The sequence below is a fragment of the Pseudomonas sp. MIL9 genome, from assembly GCF_016887925.1.
GTDB lineage: Bacteria > Pseudomonadota > Gammaproteobacteria > Pseudomonadales > Pseudomonadaceae > Aquipseudomonas > Aquipseudomonas mohnii.
This window is the reverse complement of sequence record NZ_JAFEHE010000012.1, coordinates 109,686-131,089: the sequence shown is the minus strand read 5'-3', so window position 1 is coordinate 131,089 and position 21,404 is coordinate 109,686. Positions and strand designations below refer to the sequence as shown.

20 protein-coding genes are annotated in these 21,404 nt (G+C 59.9%); 7 read left to right on the top strand and 13 right to left on the bottom strand.

Annotated elements, in window-relative coordinates; all coding sequences use genetic code 11:
- Positions 1-38: 38 nt before the first annotated feature.
- A complete protein-coding gene (locus tag JQF37_RS15510) occupies positions 39-407 on the bottom strand; it encodes a VOC family protein (protein WP_130211117.1) in 369 nt (122 codons plus the stop codon).
- A 54-nt stretch (positions 408-461) separates the two neighbouring features.
- Between JQF37_RS15510 and JQF37_RS15505 the strand changes: the two genes are divergently transcribed.
- Together JQF37_RS15505 and JQF37_RS15500 are read left to right on the top strand one after the other, a co-directional pair.
- Complete coding sequence (locus tag JQF37_RS15505; RefSeq protein ID WP_130211116.1) at positions 462-923, top strand: MarR family transcriptional regulator; 462 nt, start codon at positions 462-464, stop codon at positions 921-923.
- 190 nt (positions 924-1,113) lie between these two features.
- Positions 1,114-1,830 carry a class I SAM-dependent methyltransferase gene (locus JQF37_RS15500; protein ID WP_130211115.1) on the top strand — a complete coding sequence of 239 codons (717 nt, stop codon included), beginning with the start codon at positions 1,114-1,116 and terminating at the stop codon, positions 1,828-1,830.
- A 197-nt stretch (positions 1,831-2,027) separates the two neighbouring features.
- Here JQF37_RS15500 and JQF37_RS15495 read toward each other — a convergent pair whose 3' ends face one another.
- The 5 genes from JQF37_RS15495 to JQF37_RS15475 form a co-directional block, all read right to left on the bottom strand.
- Entirely contained in the window at positions 2,028-3,242 is a 1,215-nt protein-coding gene (locus JQF37_RS15495) for an aldose 1-epimerase family protein (RefSeq protein WP_130211114.1), read from the bottom strand.
- A 289-nt stretch (positions 3,243-3,531) separates the two neighbouring features.
- On the bottom strand, positions 3,532-4,665 hold the full coding sequence (locus JQF37_RS15490) for an aminotransferase class V-fold PLP-dependent enzyme (RefSeq protein WP_130211113.1): 1,134 nt from the start codon (positions 4,663-4,665) through the stop codon (positions 3,532-3,534).
- A gap of 298 nt (positions 4,666-4,963) precedes the next feature.
- Positions 4,964-5,419: a VOC family protein gene (locus JQF37_RS15485; protein WP_130211112.1), complete on the bottom strand. Its 456-nt coding sequence runs from the start codon at positions 5,417-5,419 to the stop codon at positions 4,964-4,966.
- Between the two features lie 208 nt (positions 5,420-5,627).
- The gene (locus JQF37_RS15480) at positions 5,628-6,155 is read right to left on the bottom strand and encodes an aspartate carbamoyltransferase (RefSeq protein ID WP_130211111.1); all 528 of its coding nucleotides are present in this window, start codon (positions 6,153-6,155) and stop codon (positions 5,628-5,630) included.
- 104 nt (positions 6,156-6,259) lie between these two features.
- The gene (locus JQF37_RS15475; protein WP_198132773.1) at positions 6,260-6,691 is read right to left on the bottom strand and encodes a hypothetical protein; all 432 of its coding nucleotides are present in this window, start codon (positions 6,689-6,691) and stop codon (positions 6,260-6,262) included.
- A 291-nt stretch (positions 6,692-6,982) separates the two neighbouring features.
- On the opposite strand from JQF37_RS15475, the gene JQF37_RS15470 reads away from it, so the two are divergent.
- Positions 6,983-7,171, top strand: a complete 189-nt coding sequence (locus tag JQF37_RS15470; protein WP_130207055.1) for a ribbon-helix-helix protein, CopG family — start codon at positions 6,983-6,985, stop codon at positions 7,169-7,171.
- 20 nt (positions 7,172-7,191) lie between these two features.
- Here JQF37_RS15470 and JQF37_RS15465 read toward each other — a convergent pair whose 3' ends face one another.
- Complete coding sequence (locus tag JQF37_RS15465; RefSeq protein WP_130207057.1) at positions 7,192-8,853, bottom strand: SulP family inorganic anion transporter; 1,662 nt, start codon at positions 8,851-8,853, stop codon at positions 7,192-7,194.
- A gap of 175 nt (positions 8,854-9,028) precedes the next feature.
- Between JQF37_RS15465 and JQF37_RS15460 the strand changes: the two genes are divergently transcribed.
- Positions 9,029-9,259 (top strand): hypothetical protein, encoded by a 231-nt coding sequence (locus JQF37_RS15460; RefSeq protein WP_047538824.1) that lies wholly within the window; start codon positions 9,029-9,031, stop codon positions 9,257-9,259.
- A gap of 262 nt (positions 9,260-9,521) precedes the next feature.
- Here the strand turns inward: JQF37_RS15460 and arsA are convergent, their stop codons facing one another.
- The gene (arsA, locus tag JQF37_RS15455) at positions 9,522-11,378 is read right to left on the bottom strand and encodes an arsenical pump-driving ATPase (RefSeq protein WP_223272676.1); all 1,857 of its coding nucleotides are present in this window, start codon (positions 11,376-11,378) and stop codon (positions 9,522-9,524) included.
- A 348-nt stretch (positions 11,379-11,726) separates the two neighbouring features.
- Here arsA and JQF37_RS15450 point away from each other — a divergent pair, with 348 nt between their 5' ends.
- Positions 11,727-12,053 (top strand): hypothetical protein, encoded by a 327-nt coding sequence (locus JQF37_RS15450; RefSeq protein WP_130207059.1) that lies wholly within the window; start codon positions 11,727-11,729, stop codon positions 12,051-12,053.
- Positions 12,054-12,170: 117 nt separating this feature from the next.
- Here the strand turns inward: JQF37_RS15450 and katG are convergent, their stop codons facing one another.
- On the bottom strand, positions 12,171-14,429 hold the full coding sequence (gene katG, locus JQF37_RS15445) for a catalase/peroxidase HPI (protein ID WP_130207261.1): 2,259 nt from the start codon (positions 14,427-14,429) through the stop codon (positions 12,171-12,173).
- A gap of 399 nt (positions 14,430-14,828) precedes the next feature.
- On the opposite strand from katG, the gene JQF37_RS15440 reads away from it, so the two are divergent.
- Complete coding sequence (locus tag JQF37_RS15440; protein WP_130207061.1) at positions 14,829-15,956, top strand: diguanylate cyclase; 1,128 nt, start codon at positions 14,829-14,831, stop codon at positions 15,954-15,956.
- Positions 15,957-15,980: 24 nt separating this feature from the next.
- Here JQF37_RS15440 and JQF37_RS15435 read toward each other — a convergent pair whose 3' ends face one another.
- The 4 genes from JQF37_RS15435 to JQF37_RS15420 form a co-directional block, all read right to left on the bottom strand.
- Entirely contained in the window at positions 15,981-16,343 is a 363-nt protein-coding gene (locus JQF37_RS15435; protein ID WP_130207063.1) for a cupin domain-containing protein, read from the bottom strand.
- Positions 16,344-16,356: 13 nt separating this feature from the next.
- Positions 16,357-17,754, bottom strand: a complete 1,398-nt coding sequence (locus tag JQF37_RS15430; RefSeq protein ID WP_130207065.1) for an FAD-dependent oxidoreductase — start codon at positions 17,752-17,754, stop codon at positions 16,357-16,359.
- A 38-nt stretch (positions 17,755-17,792) separates the two neighbouring features.
- A complete protein-coding gene (locus tag JQF37_RS15425; protein WP_130207067.1) occupies positions 17,793-19,076 on the bottom strand; it encodes a glycosyltransferase in 1,284 nt (427 codons plus the stop codon).
- Positions 19,077-19,175: 99 nt separating this feature from the next.
- Positions 19,176-20,108, bottom strand: coding sequence for a GntR family transcriptional regulator (locus JQF37_RS15420; RefSeq protein ID WP_130207069.1), 933 nt, complete (start codon positions 20,106-20,108; stop codon positions 19,176-19,178).
- Positions 20,109-20,304: 196 nt separating this feature from the next.
- Here JQF37_RS15420 and JQF37_RS15415 point away from each other — a divergent pair, with 196 nt between their 5' ends.
- A complete protein-coding gene (locus JQF37_RS15415) occupies positions 20,305-21,360 on the top strand; it encodes a spermidine/putrescine ABC transporter substrate-binding protein (protein ID WP_130207071.1) in 1,056 nt (351 codons plus the stop codon).
- The last annotated feature ends 44 nt before the right edge of the window (positions 21,361-21,404 follow it).

Below are 21,404 nucleotides of genomic sequence, written 5' to 3'. Positions count from 1 at the left end.
CCCGCATAGCAGGTTTACCCGCTGAACGCGAAGGGCGTTCAGGTCCGCGCCGTATGAAAGGTGATCGCGTAGCCATCGGGATCCCTGGCCACAAAGAAGCGACCGAATGGGCCGTCTGCGAGCGGGCTCAGGATCACTCCGCCTCGCTTGAGAATGAGGTCGTGCAGGACATCCGCGTCGGTACACGCAATCCACAGCACCATGCCGATACCGAGCGGACCCGTTTCCGGAAGTGCATGGATTGGCTCCCGCAGCGCCAGCGGAATCGGCTCGGTCTTGAAAATCGCTGCTCCGGGAGGACAGTGTGCCGACGCCTCGAAACCGAAAATCTCCAGGTAGAACGTGCGGGATGCCGCGAGGTTGCGCACTTGCAAGGCGATAAAGTCAGGTCCGATTGGAGTTGTCATATCAGCGTCCATCAATCAATATAAGGGACCTGACAATAATATAAGGGTCCTGATATGTCAAAGCCGAAGCTCGTGCCTCGGAAAGGGGGTGACTGGATTGGCTACAACCTGAAAATCACCCAACATCGATTGAGGCAGCGCCTGGACGCCGAACTTGCACAGCTCGGCATCACGGCGCCGCAGAACGCAGTTTTACTTGCCGTCGCCGGTAATCCGCAAATCTCCAATGCCGAGTTGGCTCGTGCGGCGTTTGTGACGCCGCAGACCATGCAGGCGATCCTCGTCAATCTTGAGCGTGGAGGCCTGATCACGCGTAGCCCGCACCCCAAGCACGGCCGGGTGATCATGACCGAGCTTACGGCGACTGGTCAGAAGGCAGTCGCCGACGGCGCGAAAGCTGCTGACGCAGTGGAACAGCAAATGCTCTCCACGCTGTCAGCTGAAGAAATCGAGCTTCTTCGCGAGTTGCTCAAGCGTTGCGCCGCCGCCTTGGACGATCAAACATCCGAGAGCTAAGGATTAGCTTCAGAAAAAGCTCCCCTTTTTCGGAAAGCGGCTCTATGGCTAGCATCGCTTGATGCTGCCGCAGCGTGGGCGAGTGCCAGAGCGGTTATGTATTCCAAATAGGAATGCAATATATAAAATTAATGAATTTTTATTATCGCTTTTTATGGCCTAAGTTGTTTCAAGGACATGGAGAACCGCCTTGAAATCATTACCACTCAACTCAGCTGAAAAGTTTGATAACACACGGGCCAATGAGTACGGACGACAGAGCCGTATCGCACTGGCAGGTTATGACGCCTGTCAGGACTTGGCGGCGTGCATGCTCGCGGCAAGCCTTGGCAATATGGGCTCGGCAAAAATACTGGTAGTCGGTGCTGGCGGTACGGCGCAGGAGATCATCGCGATGGCCGCGCTTGAGCCGGGCTGGCGTTTCACCGCCGTTGATCCATCTGGGCCGATGCTTGAAACCGCGAAACAGCAGTTAGCCGTGAACAGCTTGCTTGAAAGAACGGACCTGCATCTTGGGCACGTTGAAGACTTGGCGGCCGATGAGTCCTACGACGCAGCCACTTTGATCGGTGTACTCCATCATCTCGATGGGGATGATGCCAAAGAACAAATTTTACGGTCCATTCGGGCTCGTCTGAAACCGGGAGCTCCACTGATTGTCGCCGGCAATCAATATGCCTATGCCAGCCAGCCGTTACTCCTCGCTGCCTGGGGGCAACGCTGGCGGCAGCACGGAGCCAGCCCGGACGAAGTGAAAGTCAAGCTTGGTAAAATTCTTCAAGGCGCTGACCCTCCACATTCTGAGGCGGCGGTTCAGAAGCTTTTACATGACGCGGGTTTCGGGGACGCTACCCGTTTTTTCAGCAGCCTGTTCTGGGGTGCCTGGTTGACGTGTAAAACAGTCTGAACAGCAATGTGCGAGGCGGTTTCTGGCCGATTGCTAGCTGCCATTCATCTTCACCTGTTCATCATGTCGCCATGAGGTGTGTCGCCTTCCATCGCATCCTCCGGCGTCCTGGCGACGACTTGCTGAACAGAAAAAGGGGGGCAGATTTATTTTACAGAAATAAAATCAGTCCCCCTTTTTCAATGATCCAGCCGGTGTCACCCCTTGGTCAGATCAACCAACGGCGTCTGCCGCACCTCAGTCTCCCGCCCACCCTGAATCTCGCTCACCTGCTTCAAGGCCTTATCCACTGCCGCCTTATCCGCCAACAAGCTGTAGCTGATGCGGAATTGCTTGTGTTCCTTCGGCCCAATGGTCGGTACCAGGTTCAGTGGCCGCTGATAACGGCGGTTGTAGGAAAAACTTGTCCCCGGCTCCAGCCCCGTGACATAGCCCTGGCCTTGGGTATCGGTGTTTTTCCATAGGGAAAACACGGGCAGTGTCTGAGTGTTGAAACCGACCGAAACACCCAGGCTGCCGGCCTTGTTATGCAACACGGTCAACGTATCGCCCTTGGCATCGGCATACGGCACCACGTTGTAAACCGTTTCGTCGTAGTCCTTGGTCGGTGCGCGGTAGGTTTGCCAGTCGGGCAGATCGCCCTTGGCCTTGTCGTTGAATGGCGACACCTGTTTCACCGGCGCGGCGAAACGAGCACCCTGCTCCAGGAACGGGGTGCTGAAGTTACTGTGATACAGCGCCTGATATTCCTTCGGATAGTCACCGTTGTTGGTCAGGGTGTCGTTGAGGGCGAACACAACGCTGCCGGGTTCGGTGACCAGTTCGGTCGCGACGGAGAAGTCGACCTTCTTGAACGCCTGCTCTTTCAGTTCACCGCGCAGGGTGATGGCGTACGGTGGTTTTTCATCGATGTGCAGGGTGACTGTGTTCGCAGGAATGTTGGCGGCCCGACCGTGCAGGGTCAGCAGTTCGCCGTTGTCGACGCCGGGGTGGCCGACCCATTCGTATCCGCAGCGGGTGACCAGTTCATTGAAACCTTCCAGCCAGCCCAGACCACCGCGGCCATTGAGTTCGATAAAGGACGGATTGACCACTTCCTTGACCGGCGAATCCCAGCCCATGCGCACATTGCCGACCGAGGCCTGCAAGACGTTCATTCCGCGAGTCGGCACTACCGAGAGTTTCATCGTGCCGTTATCGATGTCGACGATGCTGACGCCCTCCTGCCGACCGCCGTGCAAGGTGCGCAGGGTGACACTGAAGGGTTTGTCGGTTTGTACGCCGAGTTGCTGGCTGGTGATCTGCCAGTTCTGGGCGGCTTTGTCGGTGTCGAGCAGAACGTAATCCCAGGCCATGGCGTGGGAGGCAGCGGACAGTGCGCTGAAGGCAACAAAGAGTTTAAGCGGAATCATGGCAGCAGCCTTTCTTGGAGTTGTGCCATTTTTATAGACTTGATGAAACGTTTCAGCAAGCTTAAAAATCAACAAAACATCGGCAACCGACAAGAAAGATTTGGGACAAATCGGAAAATTGAGTCGATGCCATTGCGAGCAAGCGCTTTCCCTTATGGTTCCAAACATGACGTCCCGGGCGACCCGCGTCATATTCGTCGAAGGTCAGCGCCCTGGGCCGGCAGTGCCCAGGGCAGGAGGCCTTCCTGGCGTTCACACGTTCGGTATGTGCTGCGGGCAAGATGAGGGTTTAGTCACCCATCACCTCGTCCAGTGCCTGCTCGAGGGTGCTGACCGTGCGCTCGATGTTGTGCAGCTTTTCGAGTCCGAACAGGCCGATGCGGAACGTCTGGAAGTCGGCCGGTTCGTCGCATTGCAACGGCACGCCTGCGGCGATCTGCAGGCCGTGGTTGGCAAATTTCTTGCCACTCTTGATGTCGGCATCATCGGTGTAGCTCACCACTACGCCGGGGGCCTGAAAGCCGGCTGCGGCCACGCTTTTGATGCCTTTGCCGGTCAACATGGCGCGCACCCGATCGCCCAGCGCCTGTTGTTCGCCGCGGACCTTGTCGAAACCGTAGGCTTGCGTCTCTTTCATCACTTCGTTAAACCGCGCGAGGGAATCGCTGGGCATGGTCGCATGGTAGGCATGTCCGCCCTGTTCGTAGGCCTGCATGATCTGAAGCCACTTTTTCAGGTCGCAGGCGAAGCTGCTGCTCTGCGTCTGCTCGATGCGTTCGAGGGCCAAAGAGCTGAACATCACCAGGGCGCAGCAAGGGGAGGCGCTCCAGCCTTTCTGCGGTGCGCTGATCAGCAGGTCGACTGCGCATTTGTGCATATCAACCCAAAGCGTGCCTGAGGCGATGCAGTCCAGCACGAACAGGCCACCCACCGCGTGCACGGCGTCGCCGACGGCCCGCAGGTAGTCGTCGGGCAGGATAATCCCTGATGAGGTTTCAACGTGGGGGGCGAAGACAATCTGCGGCTTCTGCGCCGCAATGGCTGCCAGCACTTCGTCCAGAGGGGGTGGGGCATAGGCAGCCTGGCGACCCGTGTCGACCGGTCGGGCTTTCAGCACTGTGGTGGCCGCCGGGATGTTGCCCATCTCCAGGATCTGGCTCCAGCGATAACTGAACCAGCCGTTGCGTATCACCAGGCATTGCTGGCCGGTGGCAAACTGTCGCGCCACCGCTTCCATGCCGAATGTGCCGCTGCCCGGGACCACCGCAACAGCCTGGGCGTTGTAGACCTGTTTCAGGGTCCTGGAGATGTTCTTCATCACGCCTTGAAATGACTGCGACATGTGGTTGAGCGAGCGGTCGGTATAGACCACTGAGTACTCGACCAGCCCCTCGGGATCGATACTGGGATAGAGCTTTGACATGGATGACTCCTTTGGCAGAGATATCAGTGGTATCGACCCTGCCCTAAGCCCTGGCAAATGACAAGATTGCTCGGGATTGAATGGCGACATCTGTCGAGCGATGGGCATCATCAGGTCGATTAATGGACGTGGCAATGCTCGCAGGTGGCTGCTGAGTTGTGGGAGGGGGGGCCTTAAAGGTTCCAACCTCCTTACGTTCGGTCGATAACGACCCGTTAAGAAGGGCGGCAGCCGACTCAGAGCGGACGGTGGCGCCAGGCAATAAATGGCCGCAAGCAGACGTTCATCGCCGCAGCATTCAGGAAAATGCAGCTTCTATAAATGCTTCTAACGCCTTGTCTTCCAGGATTTCGATAGAGAAGTGCCCGAAGCGCTTGGGCAACCAGATAATGCGTGTCCCGGACGGGGATTGCAGGTTCGCGCGGGCCAATGGCTTTCCGTTTTCGTCTTCTGGCTGAACACCGGCGACCATCAGTTCGTCGTAGGCCTTCTCGATGTCCGGCGTCGAATAGCAGTGGCGATAAATCATCCCTTCTCCCGAGGAGTCCAATAGCTCCCTCAGGTTCCCCGCCAATGGCTGTACCAACATGAAACGCTCCTGACCGATCAGCGCAATCGCGTAGCGCACGTGCAGATCACCTCGTTCCCAAACGAGCGTTTTGGAGATCCTGGCATTGAGTATCTGTGCGTAGTAAGCACAGGCCTCTTCGAGATTATTGACCAGTACATCTACGTGACTGAACTTCAGATCCATTGCAGCCTTCCTGTTGAACCGACGTCCATGTTAAGCCGGACCCGCTCAGAGTTCGATGGATTTCATGAGGCTATATTGTTGGTGTAGAAGTGCGCCAATCCGGCGATAAACCAGCGTTCAAACTGAGGTAACCGAGGGGTTGTCCATCGCTGGAGGCGAATCAAAGTGACTGTCCGCTCCTGGCCGATCGCTACCCGCAATTCATCCCTCACCTGTTCATCATCTCGCCATGATGTGCGTCGCCCTCCATCGCGTCCTTGCCATGGTCGGAAAGCTGGGCGTCAAACCACTGGTGGAGCGCCGCTATCAAGGCTGGATCGGAGGTCTTGAAGAGCAATTGGGCGCCGCCTTCAATGTCGCTGTAGTCGATCTCGATTTGTCCGGGCTTGGCGGCTTTCAGTTCCGCGAGGCCGGGCATGTCCTGGCCATGGATGTGCGCCGGGCCTGAAAAATCACCTTTGAGAAACCGCTGCTGGATTTCCTGGAGGTGCTGGCGAACCAACTGCACTTGTGTCGCATCTTCCGGCGTTTTGGCGACGACTTGCTGAATGCCGCCTTCGGCGGTTTTGCTGAAGACATGGGTTGTCGCTGCGAGGCTGAACGGCATGACATCCTTGCCGCGACCTGCCACCTCGGCTTGCCGCTGGGCGTCGGCATGCGAATGGTCGAGGGTCTGAGCGTGCAGGTTTGCAGCCAGCGTCCAGAGCACTGTTAAGGCGATGGCCGTTTTTAGCACGGTCTTTCTCCAATAGAGGCAGGGCGTCGAGCCGATGCCGGCGCTTCAATCCAGCAGGCGCGTGAACGCTGCGACGCCCACAGGCGGCATACCGGATCAATCACTCAGTGTATCGGCCCAGGCGGGACGGCTGGAATCATGCGCCACCCTTCGGGGCACTGGCGCACATTCGGGTAGTAGCCTCGGGCGGAATCGCAGTAGTACCAGTTGGCGGCGGGGGGAGGGGCGGGTGGCGCTGAAGCCGCAGTCCCGGGAGGTGGGGCAACCATCACTGGTGGTGGGCTGGCCTGGTAGTAGTACACCGGCGGGGCCGGATAGTAATAAACCGGGTAGGCGGGGTAGTAATACGGGTTGAAGACGTGCGCAGCTTCCCAGCCCAGGCCCAAACCAATGCCCAGGCCCCACCATCCGGCGTCCCCGCCATGACCGCCATGTCCACCGCCATGGGGCCCGGCATTGGCCGGTAGCGCGAAACTGGTGACCAGCAGGATGATGCCTGCCAACAAGCACCGTCCGATCAGGCTTGATTTGTTCATTTGGGCTCATCTCGACACCGAGGGGTCAATTCGAGCATAGGAGCCGGCAGGGTGGGGCATCTGATCCACATCAGTAAACGGATAGACAAGAGAGCAAGGGGATGGGTGGTCAATCGCGACCTCGACGTCAAAACGTGGTCAAGCGACGGGCAGCAAACGGCCCTGACAGCCCGGTCTTTTCTTGTGAGTAACGTCGAGGTGCCAGGCAACAGGCTGCCAGTACAGTGACAGCACAGAACAAGGCAATTACAATTTGATTAACATCCAGCGACTCGAGCGATTGAATACCCCATGGAAAGCAAGACTGCGCGCCTGACCGTGCTCATTGATCCCGTCAAGAAAAAAGCGTTCGAGGAACTCTGTGCGGCACAAGACCTGACGTCTTCGCAGGTTGTCCGGCAACTGATTCGTGACTATCTGGCCACTCACGGCGCCAGCTATACGACCAAGAGCAAGCATGCCGCCAGTACCAAGTCATGACCCAAACTGGCCGTTAGTCTCTAGAGGGTCGACGTACCCTCAACGTGACTGACCGCTTTGGCCAGCGCGGTGTTGAAGTCGGCGTGGTAATGCTCCGGGCCAATGTCTTGCAGGATACCCACCCTGTCGAGCTTGCCGAGCACCTTCGTATTCGCCTCGCAAAGCTTTACCACGATATTGCGCTTGTGCAGCTGCTGGATGACTTCCTCCAGCACTTGCAAGCCCGTGATATCCATAAACGGCACGCGCTTCAGGCGGATAATCAACAGACGTGGGTCTGTATGGGTCTGTGCCAGCACTCGCTCGAAGGTCTCGGCCGCAGCAAAGAACAGTGGCCCTTCAATCGTGTAGATCAGTATCCCTGGCGGCAAGTGCGCATGGCCATTGGCTCTCAGCTCTTCTTCAAACTCGTGCTCGACGACCTGTTGCACCTCCACGGATGAAGCCATGCGCCGCATGAAATGCAGCATGGCAAGAATGACACCGATATTTACGGCGATCACCAAGTCACTGAACACTGTGAGGCTGAAGGTGATGAGCAGAATAGACACGTCTGCGCGCGGGGCTCGCTGGACCATGCGCTTGAAATGTTTCAACTCGCTCATGTTGTATGCGACCACGAAAAGAATGGCGGCCAGGGCGCACATCGGGATGTTTGCAGCCAGGGGTGCCAGAAACAGAATAATGAACACCAGGGTGACCGCGTGCGTAATGCCGGCCAGCGGGCTTGTGCCGCCGTTACGGATGTTGGTGGCAGTACGGGCAATGGCTCCGGTCGCTGCGAAGCCGCCAAACAATGGCGTGACCAGATTGGCAATCCCCTGACCGATCAGTTCCTGATTGGAATCATGCTTGGTGCCCGCCATGCCATCGGCCACCATTGCAGACAGAAGCGATTCGATTGCTCCCAGCATGGCGATAGTGAAAGCCGGACCAATCAAATCGATGACGCGAGAGAGCGTGATTTCAGGCAGGCTTAACGCTGGAAGACCTTGAGGTATGCCACCAAATGCGCTGCCAATCGTGGCCACTCCCTCGAAATGAAAGGCTGACTGTATCGCCGTAGCGACCGTCATTGCGACCAGCGGGCCAGGCACCCGTTTGAGGCCGGGAATTTTGGACGCGGTGACGACCAGGAACAGACTGAGTGCGGCCAGCAGGGTAGTGGCTATATGAAGATCCGGGAGCGCCTGTAGCAAATGCCAGAGCTTTTCATGGAAGTGCTCTCCACTGATCGCCGGTAAGCCGAAAAAGTCTTTCCACTGTCCGACCCAGATGATCACGCCGATGCCGGCGGTGAATCCGACGATCACTGGATCGGGGATAAACTTGATGATTGCTCCGAGCCGGGCGACCCCGAGCAGTAACAGCATGGCGCCCGCCATCATCGTAGCGATTTGCAGGCCGTCAACCCCATGCTTGGCCGTGACGCCCGCCAGAATCACGATGAACGCACCTGTTGGCCCTGCAATCTGCAAGCGGCTCCCCCCAAAGAGCGAAACCAGCAGGCCGCCAATGATTGCGGTGTAGATGCCTTGTTCAGGCTTGACGCCAGAGGCAATGGCAAACGCCATGGCCAGGGGGAGTGCGACGATCCCGACTATCACGCCAGACACCAGGTTGCGGAGCCAGTGCTTTCGACCCAACAACCCCGCCTTCCATGCCTCACCTATCGCAATCACGGCTAGCTCCTCAGTGGATGCATGTGCATAATATTAACATGCAGTGATAATTTAAATACCTTGGAACCACTGCTTCGTACGGCTGGAGATGTGGCCTGTAAAAGCTCGGACGGACCTGAGCGGGCATACACTGCATATAGAGAATTTTGAGAAAGCGCGTAGCGTGGTGACAGACATGAATCGCAAAGCTGTGAAAAGCAAACATGCCGAAGGCGTAACCTTTGACACCCACTTGATCGCAAACCCGACCAATCCCAAAGAGTGGATCGTATTCTTCAAGAAGGACGCCGGGAGGAGTTATTTTTTGGTTGATGACAATGAAGAGGTCGAGTCTTTCGGACATCTGGATGACTTGATCGCCGAACTTCGAGATCTGGGCCTCAAGACCGCTGAAATCCATATCTGACCTTTGGATGACGCCTTGGCGATGGTGACCCTCGATGTGATCAGCCGGCGTTCATCCATGGGTGATCGGTACAGGCAGGTCGAACCTGCCCCAGCCTGTCTATCTGTGTGTTCTGCATAAAAGACATCCTTGCCGCGACCTGCCACCTCGGCGTGCCGCCGGGCATCGGCATTCGAATGGTCCAGGGGCTAGGCGCGACGGCAGTTTTTTTAGCTCGGTCTTTCTTTCATTAAAGGCAAGGCGTCGAGCCGATACTGGCGTTTCAATCCAACAGGCGCGTGAGCGCCGCGACGCCCACAGGCGGCTCTGCCGTCCAGGGCACAACGATGACTGCATGCCGGGTTTGGTCGGCGACGCGCGCCATCTGTTTGCGCTCGCTCTCCAGTCGCGCTCGCAACAACGGGTCTTGGGTGTCCGTGGCCAGTAGCGACTTGTTGACCACCCACGCAAAGGGTTCGATGTTGGCCCGGCGCAAGTCATCCTGCAGCGCTGCGGCCTGAGACACGGGCGTGGCTTCGGGCAGCGTCACCAGGATGATTTTGCTGTAGTGCGCATCCTGCAGGCGCATCAAGGGCGTGACGATGTGGTCCGAGGTCTTGCCTTCGAACGCCCGAACCATCTGGCGGTGATAGGCGCCAGTGGCATCCATCAGCAGCAGCGAGTGTCCGGTGGGGGCGGTGTCCAGCACCACGAACGAGGTTCTGGCTTGAGCAACCACGCGGGAAAACGCATGGAAAACGGCAACCTCTTCGGTGCAGGGGGAGCGCAGATCCTCAATGAGCAAGGCTGTCTCATCTTCGGTCAAGGTCGGCGCGCGGGACGCTACGATCTTGTCCACGTATTTTTGGGTTTCGAGCTTGGGGTCGATGCGGCCGACGCTGAGTCCCTGCACATCGGCGTTGAGGGTCACCGCCAGATGCGCCGCAGGGTCGGTCGTACTCAAATGCACGGATTTGCCGCGCTGGACCAGGCCTAACGCGATGGCGGCGGCAATGGTGGTTTTGCCAACGCCACCTTTGCCCATGACCATGATCAGCCCGCGCTCGTCCTTGGCAAGCTCGGCAACCAGTTCCGAGAGCCCGTGATATTCGAGGTGTGATGGCGCTTGGGATGCCGGGCTTGTTGACCGGGCAGGCTGCGGGTCAAGCAGCCCGCGCAGCGCGGGCAAGCCAACGGAATCCACAGCCTTGAGGGGAATGTAGTCGACGGCCAGCGGGCGCAGCGAAGCGGGCATCTCGTCGAGCGCCTGTTGGCCAATGGCCTCGATGGCGGCAGCAATCGGGTCATTCAAGTCGCTGCGTTTGAACACGGCGTTCACGACCAGACGCTGATTTTCCAGACCCAACTCACGGAGTTCTTCGCAGGAGCGCGCCGCTTCGGCGAGCGCGCCTTTATCGGGCCGGGCCACGAGCACGACGGTGGTCAGGGCAGGGTCATTGAGCGCAGCCAAAGCCTGATTGAACAGCTGCTCCTGCATTTTCAAACCCGAGTGCGGCCCCAGACAGGACGCCCCACGATCATTGCCTTCCAGAAATCCGCTCCACGCTTTGGGCAGGCTCAACAGCCTGAGCGTGTGCCCTGTGGGAGCGGTATCGAAGACGACATGGTCATAGGCTGCGCCGCCTTGCGACAAGAGGTGGGAGAACTCATCGAAGGTGGCGATTTCGGTCGTGCAGGCCCCCGAGAGTTGCTCACGCACCAGCGCAATGTCTTGATCGCTGGCTTGCGAGCCCATTTGCTCGACCACTCTGGCTCGGTAGTCGGTGGCTGCGGTTGCGGGGTCAATGTTGAGCACAAACATGCCAGGCACGTCCGGCACCGCGACAGGCTGATTGCTCAGCTCGATGCCGAGCATCTCATCAAGGTTCGAGGCGGCGTCCGTGCTCACCAGAAGCACGTTCTTGCCTGCGTCCGCCAACGCGATGGACACCGCCGTGGAGACCGACGTTTTGCCAACCCCGCCCTTGCCGGTGAAGAACACATATTTGGTGGGCTGATCGAGCAGTTTGATGGTTGGCTGCATGGTCACTCGGACCTCTCCTGCGGAGCACGACTGGGGATCTGAGTTTAGACTGATGCCCGGCATTAAAAACATTGTCTTATGAGCCAGGCGGAACATTCAGGGGCTTGTTGAAGCGCCCTACAACTCACTTCCTGAAAGCTACAGGACCTTGCGTCGTTGCCTACGGTTACGCCAGAATCCGCCGGCTTGTGCGCCTCGGGGCTGCTCGGTAACTTGGTTCGCGTCACTGCGCATCAGTGATCGGGTTTAGTCGCCCTGTGGTGTATCGAAGCGCATCTGCATCTGGATAGTCAGGTCATGTCAATGCCTGCATTTCATGGTAGCTGTGCGCAGGGCGCCTTCGGGCGCGCCGGTTTGGTACTCCCCGGTCGACTAACCTGCGTACAGCTGCCACCCCTTGTTTAGTCGCAAGTGATGACGGCTCCACGTTTTTGGAGACCGAACATGATCAAGCCTTCACCCAATCCCCCGGACACCCATCCGACCTCTTCAGACGAAACCACCCTCGACCTTCACGTCCCCTCGATCGCCGACATCAAGGCCACGCCGCGCACGCCCTGCAGCCTGTTCAGCGTCGACCCCGAGGCCACGGCCGAAACCCTGATGGTGTACCTGGTCGAGACGCTGGCCTCGGTCGATGTGATGGTCCACCAGTTGGTCGATCATCTGGACGGTGGGTCGCGTCATGCGTTGCTGGGCATCTCCAACAGCATCATGCTGGCGGAAGTCACGGCGAACCGGGTGCTGGATCAGATCGATCCGCGCGAGTAGGGCCACCCTGGGTGAGTGACCATCAAAGCGGCAGGGGCGGCATTGCGCCGCCCCTGTTCAAGCGACGGGCCACTGCGGCTCATCCATGGCCGAAGCGACCCATCAGTGACCCGCGTTTCACTTCAGGTCGAAGCGATCCAGGTTCATCACCTTGGTCCACGCCGCCACGAAGTCGTGGACGAACTTCTCTTGCGCCCCGGCGGTTGCATAGACCTCCGCCAGTGCCCGCAATTGCGCGTTGGAACCGAACACCAGATCGACGCGAGTGGCGGTCCATTTTGGCTGGCCGGTCTTGCGGTCGCGACCTTCAAACTCTTCATTGGCCTCCGAGACCGGTTTCCATTCCACCCCCATGTCCAGCAGGTGGGTGAAGAAGTCGTTGGTCAGCGCTCCCGGCCGCGTGGTGAAGACGCCATGGGCGGTTTTTCCGACGTTGGTGTCGAGCACGCGCAGGCCACCGATCAGCGCGGTCATTTCCGGTGCGGTGAGGGTCAGCAGTTGCGCCTTGTCGATCAGCAACTGCTCGGCCGGTACGCGGTAACGGGTCTTGAGGTAGTTACGGAAACCGTCGGCGATGGGTTCGAGAAAGCCGAACGACTCGACATCGGTCTGTTCCTGGCTGGCGTCCATGCGTCCCGGCCGGAAAGGCACCGTGACGTTGTGCCCGGCGGTTCGCGCGGCTTGTTCGACACCGGCACCGCCGGCCAGCACGATCAGGTCGGCCAGCGACACTTTCTTGCCACCGGTATTGAACTCGTTCTGGATGCTCTCGAGTTTTGCCAGCACCTTCGCCAGTTGTTCCGGCTGATTGGCCTGCCAGGACTTCTGTGGCGCCAGACGCAGACGCCCGCCGTTGGCACCGCCGCGTTTGTCAGAGCCGCGGAAGGTGGAAGCCGCCGCCCAGGCCGTGGAGACCAGCTCTGAAACCGTCAGGCCCGAAGCCAGCACCTTGCTCTTGAGCGTGGCGATGTCGCTGTCGTTGATCAATTCATGGTCGAGGGCTGGGATCGGGTCTTGCCAGAGCAGCTCTTCGTCAGGCATTTCCGGGCCGAGATAGCGCGAAAGCGGCCCCATGTCGCGGTGGATCAGCTTGAACCAGGCGCGGGCGAAGGCGTCGGCCAACTGGTCGGGATTGGCCAGGAAGCGTCGGGCAATCGGTTCGTAGATCGGATCGAAGCGCAGGGCCAGGTCCGAGGTGAGCATGGTCGGATCACGGCGTTTGGACGGGTCATGGGCATCGGGAATGATGCCGGCGCCCGCGCCGTTTTTCGGTTTCCACTGGTGCGCGCCGGCCGGGCTCTTGGTCAGTTCCCACTCGAAGCCGAACAGGTTTTCCAGGTAGTTGTTGCTCCATTTGGTCGGGGTGGTGGTCCAGGTCACTTCCAGGCCGCTGGTGATGGTGTCGGGCCCTTTGCCGGTGCCGAAGCTGTTTTTCCAGCCCAGGCCCTGTTGTTCCAGGCCGGCCGCTTCGGGCTCTGGCCCGACATTGTCGGCAGGGCCGGCGCCGTGGGTCTTGCCGAAGGCGTGGCCACCCGCGATCAGCGCCACGGTCTCTTCGTCATTCATGGCCATGCGGCCGAAGGTTTCGCGGATATCCAGCGCTGAAGCCACCGGGTCCGGTTCGCCTTCCGGGCCTTCCGGGTTGACGTAGATCAGGCCCATTTGCACGGCGGCGAGGGGGTTTTCCAGGTTGCGACCTTGCGCAGTACGGCTGTCCTCGTTTTTCCCTGGCTCGGCGACGAGCGGCACATCACCGGGCGCCTGCACGGGTTTGCTGTCTTCTTTGCCGTAGCGCGTGTCGCCCCCCAGCCATTTGTTTTCCGAGCCCCAGTAGACGTCCTCATCCGGTTCCCAGACGTCCGCGCGGCCGCCGGAAAAACCGAAGGTCTTGAAGCCCATGGATTCCAGGGCGACGTTGCCCGTGAGCACGATCAGGTCGGCCCAGGAAATATTGCGGCCATATTTTTGCTTGATCGGCCAGAGCAGTCGGCGAGCCTTGTCCAGGCTGACGTTGTCCGGCCAGCTGTTGAGCGGGGCAAAGCGTTGCTGGCCGGAGCCGGCACCGCCACGGCCGTCACCGGTACGGTAAGTACCGGCGGCGTGCCAGGCCATGCGAATGAACAGCGGGCCATAGTGGCCGAAGTCTGCCGGCCACCAGTCTTGCGAGTCCGTCATCAGTGCGTTCAGGTCATTCTTGACCGCCGCGAAGTCCAGGGTCTTGAAGGCTTCGGCATAGTTGAAACCCTCACCCATGGGGTCGGACAGGGGCGAGTGCTGGTGCAGGATCCTCAGGTTCAGTTGGTTGGGCCACCAGTCGCGGTTCGTGGTGCCACCGCCGGCGACATGATTGAACGGGCATTTCGATTCAGTTGCCATGTGTGCGCTACCCTCGGTCGTGTCCATGTCGCCATCCGGCCCGGTGCGGGCGGGAAAACGGCAAGTGAAATTAAAGACTCAGGCGGCGGGCCCGGCAGGTCGATCAACGGATCGTCGGGGTTGCGCGGGCATTCATGACAGTGGCAATCGATGTGTCGACAGATCACCCACGGTACGCCTGGTCGGTTTCTGACTCATTCTTGTCTCGATATCAGGTCTCGGCCGGCCAGAGTGCACCGGCAGAAGCTAATGCTAGTCGCCCATTGGCAAGTCAGCTAATAGTCGCAGTATTGGCAGGTGATAGGCGCAATCTCTTAGCCCTGCACAGAGTGTTGCAGGCGTTGCTTGGCAATGTGCCACAATAGCTGTTCGTTACGGCATCACGATCAGGCGGATTGAATGGACGGCCTTGGTTTTCGGCACGAGCAGGATCGTTACATTGCACAGCAGGTGCACATGGATCGATTGAATCAGTTGTTTCGCCAATCGGTTTCAGCGGTTTTCGGCAGTTTTCTGGCCGTGATCATGTTGAGCTGGCTGTGTTGGGATCGTTTTGATCACAACGTGGTTTTCTGGTGGATAGCCCTGCTGACGGGGGCGACCTTGATACGCATTCTGATGTTCGTGGTGTATTTCCACAGCCCGGCAGCGCTGCGCACGCCGCAGCGCTGGGAACTCAAGTATTGGCTGACGCTGGTGTTGTCCGCTGGCATCTGGGGTGCTGGAGCGTTGGCGGTCATGCCCAGGGACGACCTGTTGGCCCAGGCGCTGGTCATGTTGTTTACCGTCGGCATGTCCGTCAGTGCGGTGTCCTGTTACTCGGCCTACCGCTACATGACGGTGGTGTCGATTTCCCTGGTGCTGTTGCCTTGCACCCTGTGGCTGCTGTTCCAGCCGTCAACCCTGCAAATCGGGATGGCCGTGGCGGTCCTGGTGTTCGCTTCATTCGTGTTCAGGGCCACCAGCAGCCTGGCCAATGCGGTGGAAACGGCCTTTCGGCTAACCCGCGAAATGGAGCTGGCACACAGCATTTCCACGCGCGCGGCACAAACCGATGAGCTCACCGGCCTGAAAAACCGGCGGGCTTTTTTCCAGCATGCCCAGCAGGTCTATAGTCATTGCCGAAATTACCAGTTGCCGCTGTGTGCGGTCATGCTGGACATGGATCACTTCAAACACATCAACGACACCTACGGGCACCAGATCGGCGATCAGGTCCTGCGACAAATGGGTGTGGTGATCGGCCAGTCCTTTCGCGAGGGCGACATCCACGGTCGACTGGGCGGGGAGGAATTCGCGGTGTTGCTGCCCAATACCTCCATCGAGACTGCCCAGGGCATTGCCGAGGACCTCATCCAGTCCATTTCCGGGCTGATGACCGGCCCGGTTCACTGCATAACGGCCAGTGTCGGTGTGGCGGTCATGGTGCCTGGCGACAATGATTTGCACAGTTTGATGTGCAACGCCGATAAAGCGCTGTACCGCGCCAAGGCCCGTGGGCGCAACCAGGTCGCGGTGGCCGAGTAGCGCCCGGTAGCACCGGCCGGGTGCTCATCCCAGTATGAAATACACCTTGCGCACCGCCGTGAGGTTTTCCCAGGTGCCTTGAAATCCGGCGGCAACCACGAACGAAGAACCGGGGCCAAAAGTGCAACTGACACCCTGCGCGTCGGTCAGGCGTACGGTGCCTTCAAGGATATGGCACAGCTCGTCGTAATCGCATTGGCAGCGTTCCAGATGCGGGCCGGCTTCCCAGATGCCGGCCACGGCGTTTTTCTGCGGGGCCACGAAATGGCGCCAGCTGCTGCTGCGATAGGGCGCATCGACAATGGCCGGGTCATTGACTTCGAGCTCTTTGGCGATCAGCTGCGGGTTGGCGAAGTTGATCACGTGCTGGGGCAGGGCGCTGGACATGCGGTTCTCCGGTTCAGGAATCGAAGCCGATACCAAAGGCATCGAAGGTTTTGAGCAACAGGTCGCGATGACCATCGCGGTCTTCCCGGGCCAGCGAGCGCTGCGCCAGCTTCACCCCGGCGTAGCGCAGTGGCTCTGGCGGAAAACGGAAGGGCGCCCTGGAGGTCATCATCAGTTCTGTTCGTTCGGTGGCTTCGCCGGCCAACAGGTCGAGCATGTTCAGCGCGGCAAAACGGCTGGCCGACACGCCTTGTCCGGTGAAGCCGAGGGCGTAGGCCACGCGACCCTGCAGGTCACAGCCGGTGAACATCGTGGTGCGCGCAGAAGTGTCGATGATGCCGCCCCAGGCATGGCTGAAGCGCACGTCGCGCAACGGCGGGAACGCCTGGTGGAACTGCTCGGCGAGGCGCTTGAAGCTCGCCGGTCGTTGCGTCAGCGCTTCATCGCGGCGGCCACCGAAGTGATAGATGGCGTCGTAGCCGGCCCAGAGTATGCGGTTGTCGGCGGTCTTGCGCAGGTAATGGAACTGGTTGCCCGAATCGGCGATGCCGTAGCGGCCGGTCCAGCCGATGGCCTGCAGTTGCTCATCGCTCAGCGGCTCGCTGACCAGGCTGTAGTCATATACCGGGATCACGCTGGAGGCCAGGTGTCCGAGCAGCGGCGGGGCGATGTTGGTCGCGAGGGCGATTTGCCCGGCTTCCATCCTGCCGTTCGCCGTGCGCAAGCGCAGACGGTCGCCGGTGTTCTGAAGCTCCAGCACCGGGCTTTGCTCGAACAACCGAATGCCCTGCTTGAGGCAGACCCGGCGCAACTCGGCGGCCATCTTCGCCGGGTTGAGCAGCGCGTAGTTCGGTTCGAACACCCCGGCACCGTACAGCGGTGAGTCCAGGCGCTGTGCCAGTGCGCGGCCTTCAAGCCATTCGCACTCAATGCCGAACCGGGCGTAGTTGCGTTGCATCGAGCGCAAACCCTCGACCTGCCAGGGTTGGCTCGCCAGGTTCAACTTGCCTTCGCGCTCGAACTCGACCTGCATGCCGAAGTGCTGCAGGTCGGCCGCCAACTCGTCGAGGTTCTGCCGTCCCAGGCGGATCAGTCGCTCGGCTTCCTGGGGCCAGCGTTTCAGTGCATTGGAAACGCCATGGGAGATGCTCGGCGCGCAGAAACCGCCGTTGCGTCCGCTGGCTTCACCGCCGCAGTGCCGTGCTTCGATGATCGCGATGTTCAGGGTTGGCCAGCGTTGACGAGCCAACAGCGCCGTCCACAACCCGGTGAAGCCGCCGCCGACAACGGCCAGGTCGCATTGCAGGCTGCCCGCCAGTGGCGATGCGCTTGGCGCTTGTGCGACGGTGTCCTGCCAGAACGGGTGGGCTTGTACGTTGTCGAGCGAGTCGTGGTGCGGTGGGGACTTCATTCAGCAACTCCGGCGTTGTGGGGGGGGGCAATGGTCGGTCAGCTGTCGGGCAACGCCAGAATCGCCCGTGCCGCAAGGTCGGTGCCGCGAATCGCCTGCATGCGCTCGCTGAACGCCTTGAGGCGCTGTTTCATCTCGTGGTCGGCCAGCAACTGTTCGAGGGCGGCGGGCAGTGCCGCCAGCGGATCGGCGAAGCGTGGCAGGTAGCGGCCGACGCCGACTTCCTCGGCGCGCGCGGCGTTGTCGTGGCCGTCCCAGCAGTAAGGGATGATCAGTGACGGCAAGCCGAAGTACAGCGCTTCGCAGAAACTGTTGTTGCCGCCGTGATGAATGAACAGCTCGCATTCCTTGAGCACCGCCGGTTGGGCAAACCAGCTGTCGAGGTACACGTTGTCCGGCACGGTGGTGTACATGTCGCGGTAGGCGCCGACGTTGATCAGAAAGCGATAGGGCAGGGTTTCGACCGTGCCGATCAGTCGTTTCATCATCTCGGTGTCGGCAGCACCGAGGCTGCCGAAGCTGATGTAGATCAGCGGCGCTTCGTTGTGCCGCGGAAAGTCAGGAACGATGTAGGGCGCTTCGCGGCGCACGCAACCGTCGAGGTAGACGTAGCGTTGCGGGTCCAGAGGTTGCTGGCGTTCGTAGCGCACCGGCGTCGGCGACAGCAGCAGGTTGAGCCACGGCGAGTCGACGAGGAACTGGCCGGGCGGGCAGGGTGGCGTGCCGTTGCTGGCGAGAAACTGCGAAAAGCGCTCATGGGCCGGTGCGACGGCTTTCAGGTAATGCTCGGTGAAGCGCTCGCGGCCTTCGACATCACTGGCCAGGCAACCGGACAGGTAGGGCGGCACGGCGGCGTCGGGGAGTTCGGTTTCCGCGCAGGAGACCATCCGCACCCAGGGGCAGCCGGCGTTGGCGATGGCCGGAAACATGACCACGTTATCGAGGACGATCACATCCGGTTTCAGCCGGCCGAGCAATTGCTGCAAGGGTTTTTCCGCTTCGATCGCGGTGTCGATGATCGCGTCCCAGGCCGGTGCCACGTAGCTGTCGATCTGTTCCAGCGGGGTCTGGTCGAAGTAGGGAATGTTGCGCTCGATGAAGCGCTCCCAATAGTGCTGGTGCTCCGCCGCCGACAATGGGCTGGCTTGCGGGATCGGGTACTCGTCGAAACCGTATTCGGCGAAGAGTCCCCGGAAATGCTCGTGGCAAATGAACACCGGTTTGGCGCCCAGCTCGCGCAGCGATTGGGCGATACCAATGCAGTTCAAGGCTGCGCCGAAACTGGCTTCTGGAAACAGGGCGATTAATTTTTGTGTGTGCATGGCGCCGCCAGATCCAAGGCGGGAAAGTCCCGCCGTTTCTGAAGATGATTTGATGCTGTCTTATTTTATAAAAAAAATCATCAAGTTTTTTGAGGCGCTTCAACGGCGCCCGAACGGGTGGCTCTGCGGGATGCCACGGTTGGCGGTTTGCGGGCGTTGCGCGGCGCTCAGGCGCAGGTGCAGGCGCAGCAGGTCGGCGGCGATCTCCATTTGCCCGCGCTCGATGTGCGCGATGATTTGCAGGTGCTCGCGCAAGGCTTCCTGCAAGCGGTGCACGCTGACCGATGGCAGCAGGTTCGGCAGGCGTCGCAGGCTCTGGTGCTGGAGCAGGGCGTCGCCGATGAAACGGTTGCCGCAGCTCTGGGCCAGCAGTTCGTGGAAGCTGATATCCAGCTCGCGGAACTGCTGGATGTCGAAGTCTTCCACCGGGCGTGCAAGCAGGGTTTGCATGGCGCTGCGCAGCAAGGCCAGGCGTTGCGGATCGGCGTTGAACTGCCCGCTGAGCAGGGCTTCAGGCTCGAGAATCAGGCGGAACTTTAGGCTTTCTTCCAGCGCGGCAAGGCTGTTCAGTGAGGGCCGAAACAGCCAGGACTGGCCGGGGCCGCGTTCAATCGCCTGGCTCTCGGTCAATTGCTGCAGGGCTTTCTGCGCCGCCGGCCGGCCGATGTCGTACCGGCGCATCAACTCGCTGATGCTGATGCTGTCGCCCAGGCGCCCGGCCATGCGGTCGCGCAGGACCGAGGCGGCCAGCTCTTCTTCTTCGGCCTGGGGCAGGGCGGCGTTGAAGGCCTGGCCGGCGGGGGGCGCGATCAGGCGATAGCCCTTGCCGGCTTCATGGCTCAGCAGGTTTTCTTCCAGCAGCACTTTGAGGGCGCCACGAATCAGGGTGCGCGAGACCTGAAAGGTGCGCGCCAGTGCCTGCTCGGCCACCGGGTCACCGGCCGCCAGCCCGGTTTCCTGGGTGTGCTCCAGGATCCTGCGGGCCAGTTCCAGGTGGTTGGTACGGGGTTTTTTCTCGGCTGTTGTGCTCAAGCGTTTTATCTCGGTTCGGTCGCTTCGGACTCAGGCGCTCATCTTATGCCATGCGCCGCTCAATCGTCAGGCGCAGAAAAAAAGCGTTGACATCTTTTGATGCTGGTCCTAATTTCTAAAAAAAAACACATGTAGTCGTTTCTCGTTTTGCCGTACTGCCTTCGAAAAAACAATAAACAATCGTCGGGTGAGTATCATGAGAAAGCTGAAAGACGTGCTGTGCGTGGGGTTGGCCGTTTCCCTGGCGATCGCTACACAGGCTGCAAGCGCGAAAGACATGGTGATTTCCATCTGGGACGGCTACATGGCCCCGGATGCGCTGGACAAGTTCAAGGCGGCCAGTGGCGTCGATGTCGACAAAGCCTTGCACGCCACCAACGAAGAGATCATGGGCAAGCTCATGGCGTCTGGCGGGGAAGGGTACGACGTGGTCTTCGTCTCCTCGCCCTTCGCCGAAGTCCTGCACAAGCAAGGCCTGCTGGCCGACATCGACCCGGTCAAGGTCCCCAATCTCAAAAACCTTTACCCCGAAGCCACTCACCTGGAATACGACCCCGGCAACCATTTCTCGGTGCCTTACACCTGGGGCACGACGGGTATCTGCTATCGCGCCGACAAGGTGACCCCGGCGCCGCAAAGCTGGAACGACCTGCTCAACCCCAGCGACGCGCTCAAGGGCAAGGTCACGATGCTGGCCACCGACCGCTGGATGCTCGGGGCCGGTTTCCTCGCCAAGGGCTGGTCGGTCAACGACAGCGACCCCGGCCAGATCGCCGCCGTACGCGATCAACTGATCGCCACCAAAAAACGCATCCTCGCCTTTGACGACACCACCTTCTATTCCAAGCTCGCTTCCGGCGAATCGTTGATGGCGCACGCCTGGGACGGCTGGTGCAACTACGGCACCCAGGCCAACGCGGCGATCAAGTTTGTCGTGCCCAAGGAGGGTTCCGACCTGTGGGTGGACACCATGGTCGTGCTGAAAAGCTCGAAGCATCAGGACGAGGCGTTCAAGTTCGTCAACTTCATGCTGGCCAAGGAAAACCACGTCTGGGTCGCCGAAAACATCCTCTACAAAATCCCCAACCAAGCCGCAATGGCCGGTTTGTCCGCTGACCTGCTCAAGCAATACCCCAACCTGACCATCGCTCCGAGCGAACTGGTGAAGATGGAGCAATTGCGTGACCTGGGCGGCACCACGCAGAAGGCCTACACCCGGGCCGTCACCGAAATCATGGCGGCACAGAACTAAGCCCCGCACAACGCAAGCCGCATCGAACCGAGGCATGTCCTGCA

Excerpts from the sequence above, each read along its gene's own strand:
- JQF37_RS15470 (WP_130207055.1), top strand. The coding sequence starts at position 6,983 with ATGGAAAGCAAGACTGCGCGCCTGACCGTGCTCATTGATCCCGTCAAG.
- JQF37_RS15490 (WP_130211113.1), bottom strand. The coding sequence starts at position 4,665 with ATGTCAAAGCTCTATCCCAGTATCGATCCCGAGGGGCTGGTCGAGTAC.
- JQF37_RS15505 (WP_130211116.1), top strand. The coding sequence starts at position 462 with ATGTCAAAGCCGAAGCTCGTGCCTCGGAAAGGGGGTGACTGGATTGGC.
- JQF37_RS15440 (WP_130207061.1), top strand. The coding sequence starts at position 14,829 with ATGGACGGCCTTGGTTTTCGGCACGAGCAGGATCGTTACATTGCACAG.
- JQF37_RS15425 (WP_130207067.1), bottom strand. The coding sequence starts at position 19,076 with ATGCACACACAAAAATTAATCGCCCTGTTTCCAGAAGCCAGTTTCGGC.
- JQF37_RS15435 (WP_130207063.1), bottom strand. The coding sequence starts at position 16,343 with ATGTCCAGCGCCCTGCCCCAGCACGTGATCAACTTCGCCAACCCGCAG.
- arsA (WP_223272676.1), bottom strand. The coding sequence starts at position 11,378 with ATGTTCCGCCTGGCTCATAAGACAATGTTTTTAATGCCGGGCATCAGT.
- JQF37_RS15460 (WP_047538824.1), top strand. The coding sequence starts at position 9,029 with ATGAATCGCAAAGCTGTGAAAAGCAAACATGCCGAAGGCGTAACCTTT.
- katG (WP_130207261.1), bottom strand. The coding sequence starts at position 14,429 with ATGGCAACTGAATCGAAATGCCCGTTCAATCATGTCGCCGGCGGTGGC.
- JQF37_RS15475 (WP_198132773.1), bottom strand. The coding sequence starts at position 6,691 with ATGAACAAATCAAGCCTGATCGGACGGTGCTTGTTGGCAGGCATCATC.
- JQF37_RS15485 (WP_130211112.1), bottom strand. The coding sequence starts at position 5,419 with ATGGATCTGAAGTTCAGTCACGTAGATGTACTGGTCAATAATCTCGAA.
- JQF37_RS15495 (WP_130211114.1), bottom strand. The coding sequence starts at position 3,242 with ATGATTCCGCTTAAACTCTTTGTTGCCTTCAGCGCACTGTCCGCTGCC.
- JQF37_RS15415 (WP_130207071.1), top strand. The coding sequence starts at position 20,305 with ATGAGAAAGCTGAAAGACGTGCTGTGCGTGGGGTTGGCCGTTTCCCTG.
- JQF37_RS15430 (WP_130207065.1), bottom strand. The coding sequence starts at position 17,754 with ATGAAGTCCCCACCGCACCACGACTCGCTCGACAACGTACAAGCCCAC.
- JQF37_RS15510 (WP_130211117.1), bottom strand. The coding sequence starts at position 407 with ATGACAACTCCAATCGGACCTGACTTTATCGCCTTGCAAGTGCGCAAC.
- JQF37_RS15450 (WP_130207059.1), top strand. The coding sequence starts at position 11,727 with ATGATCAAGCCTTCACCCAATCCCCCGGACACCCATCCGACCTCTTCA.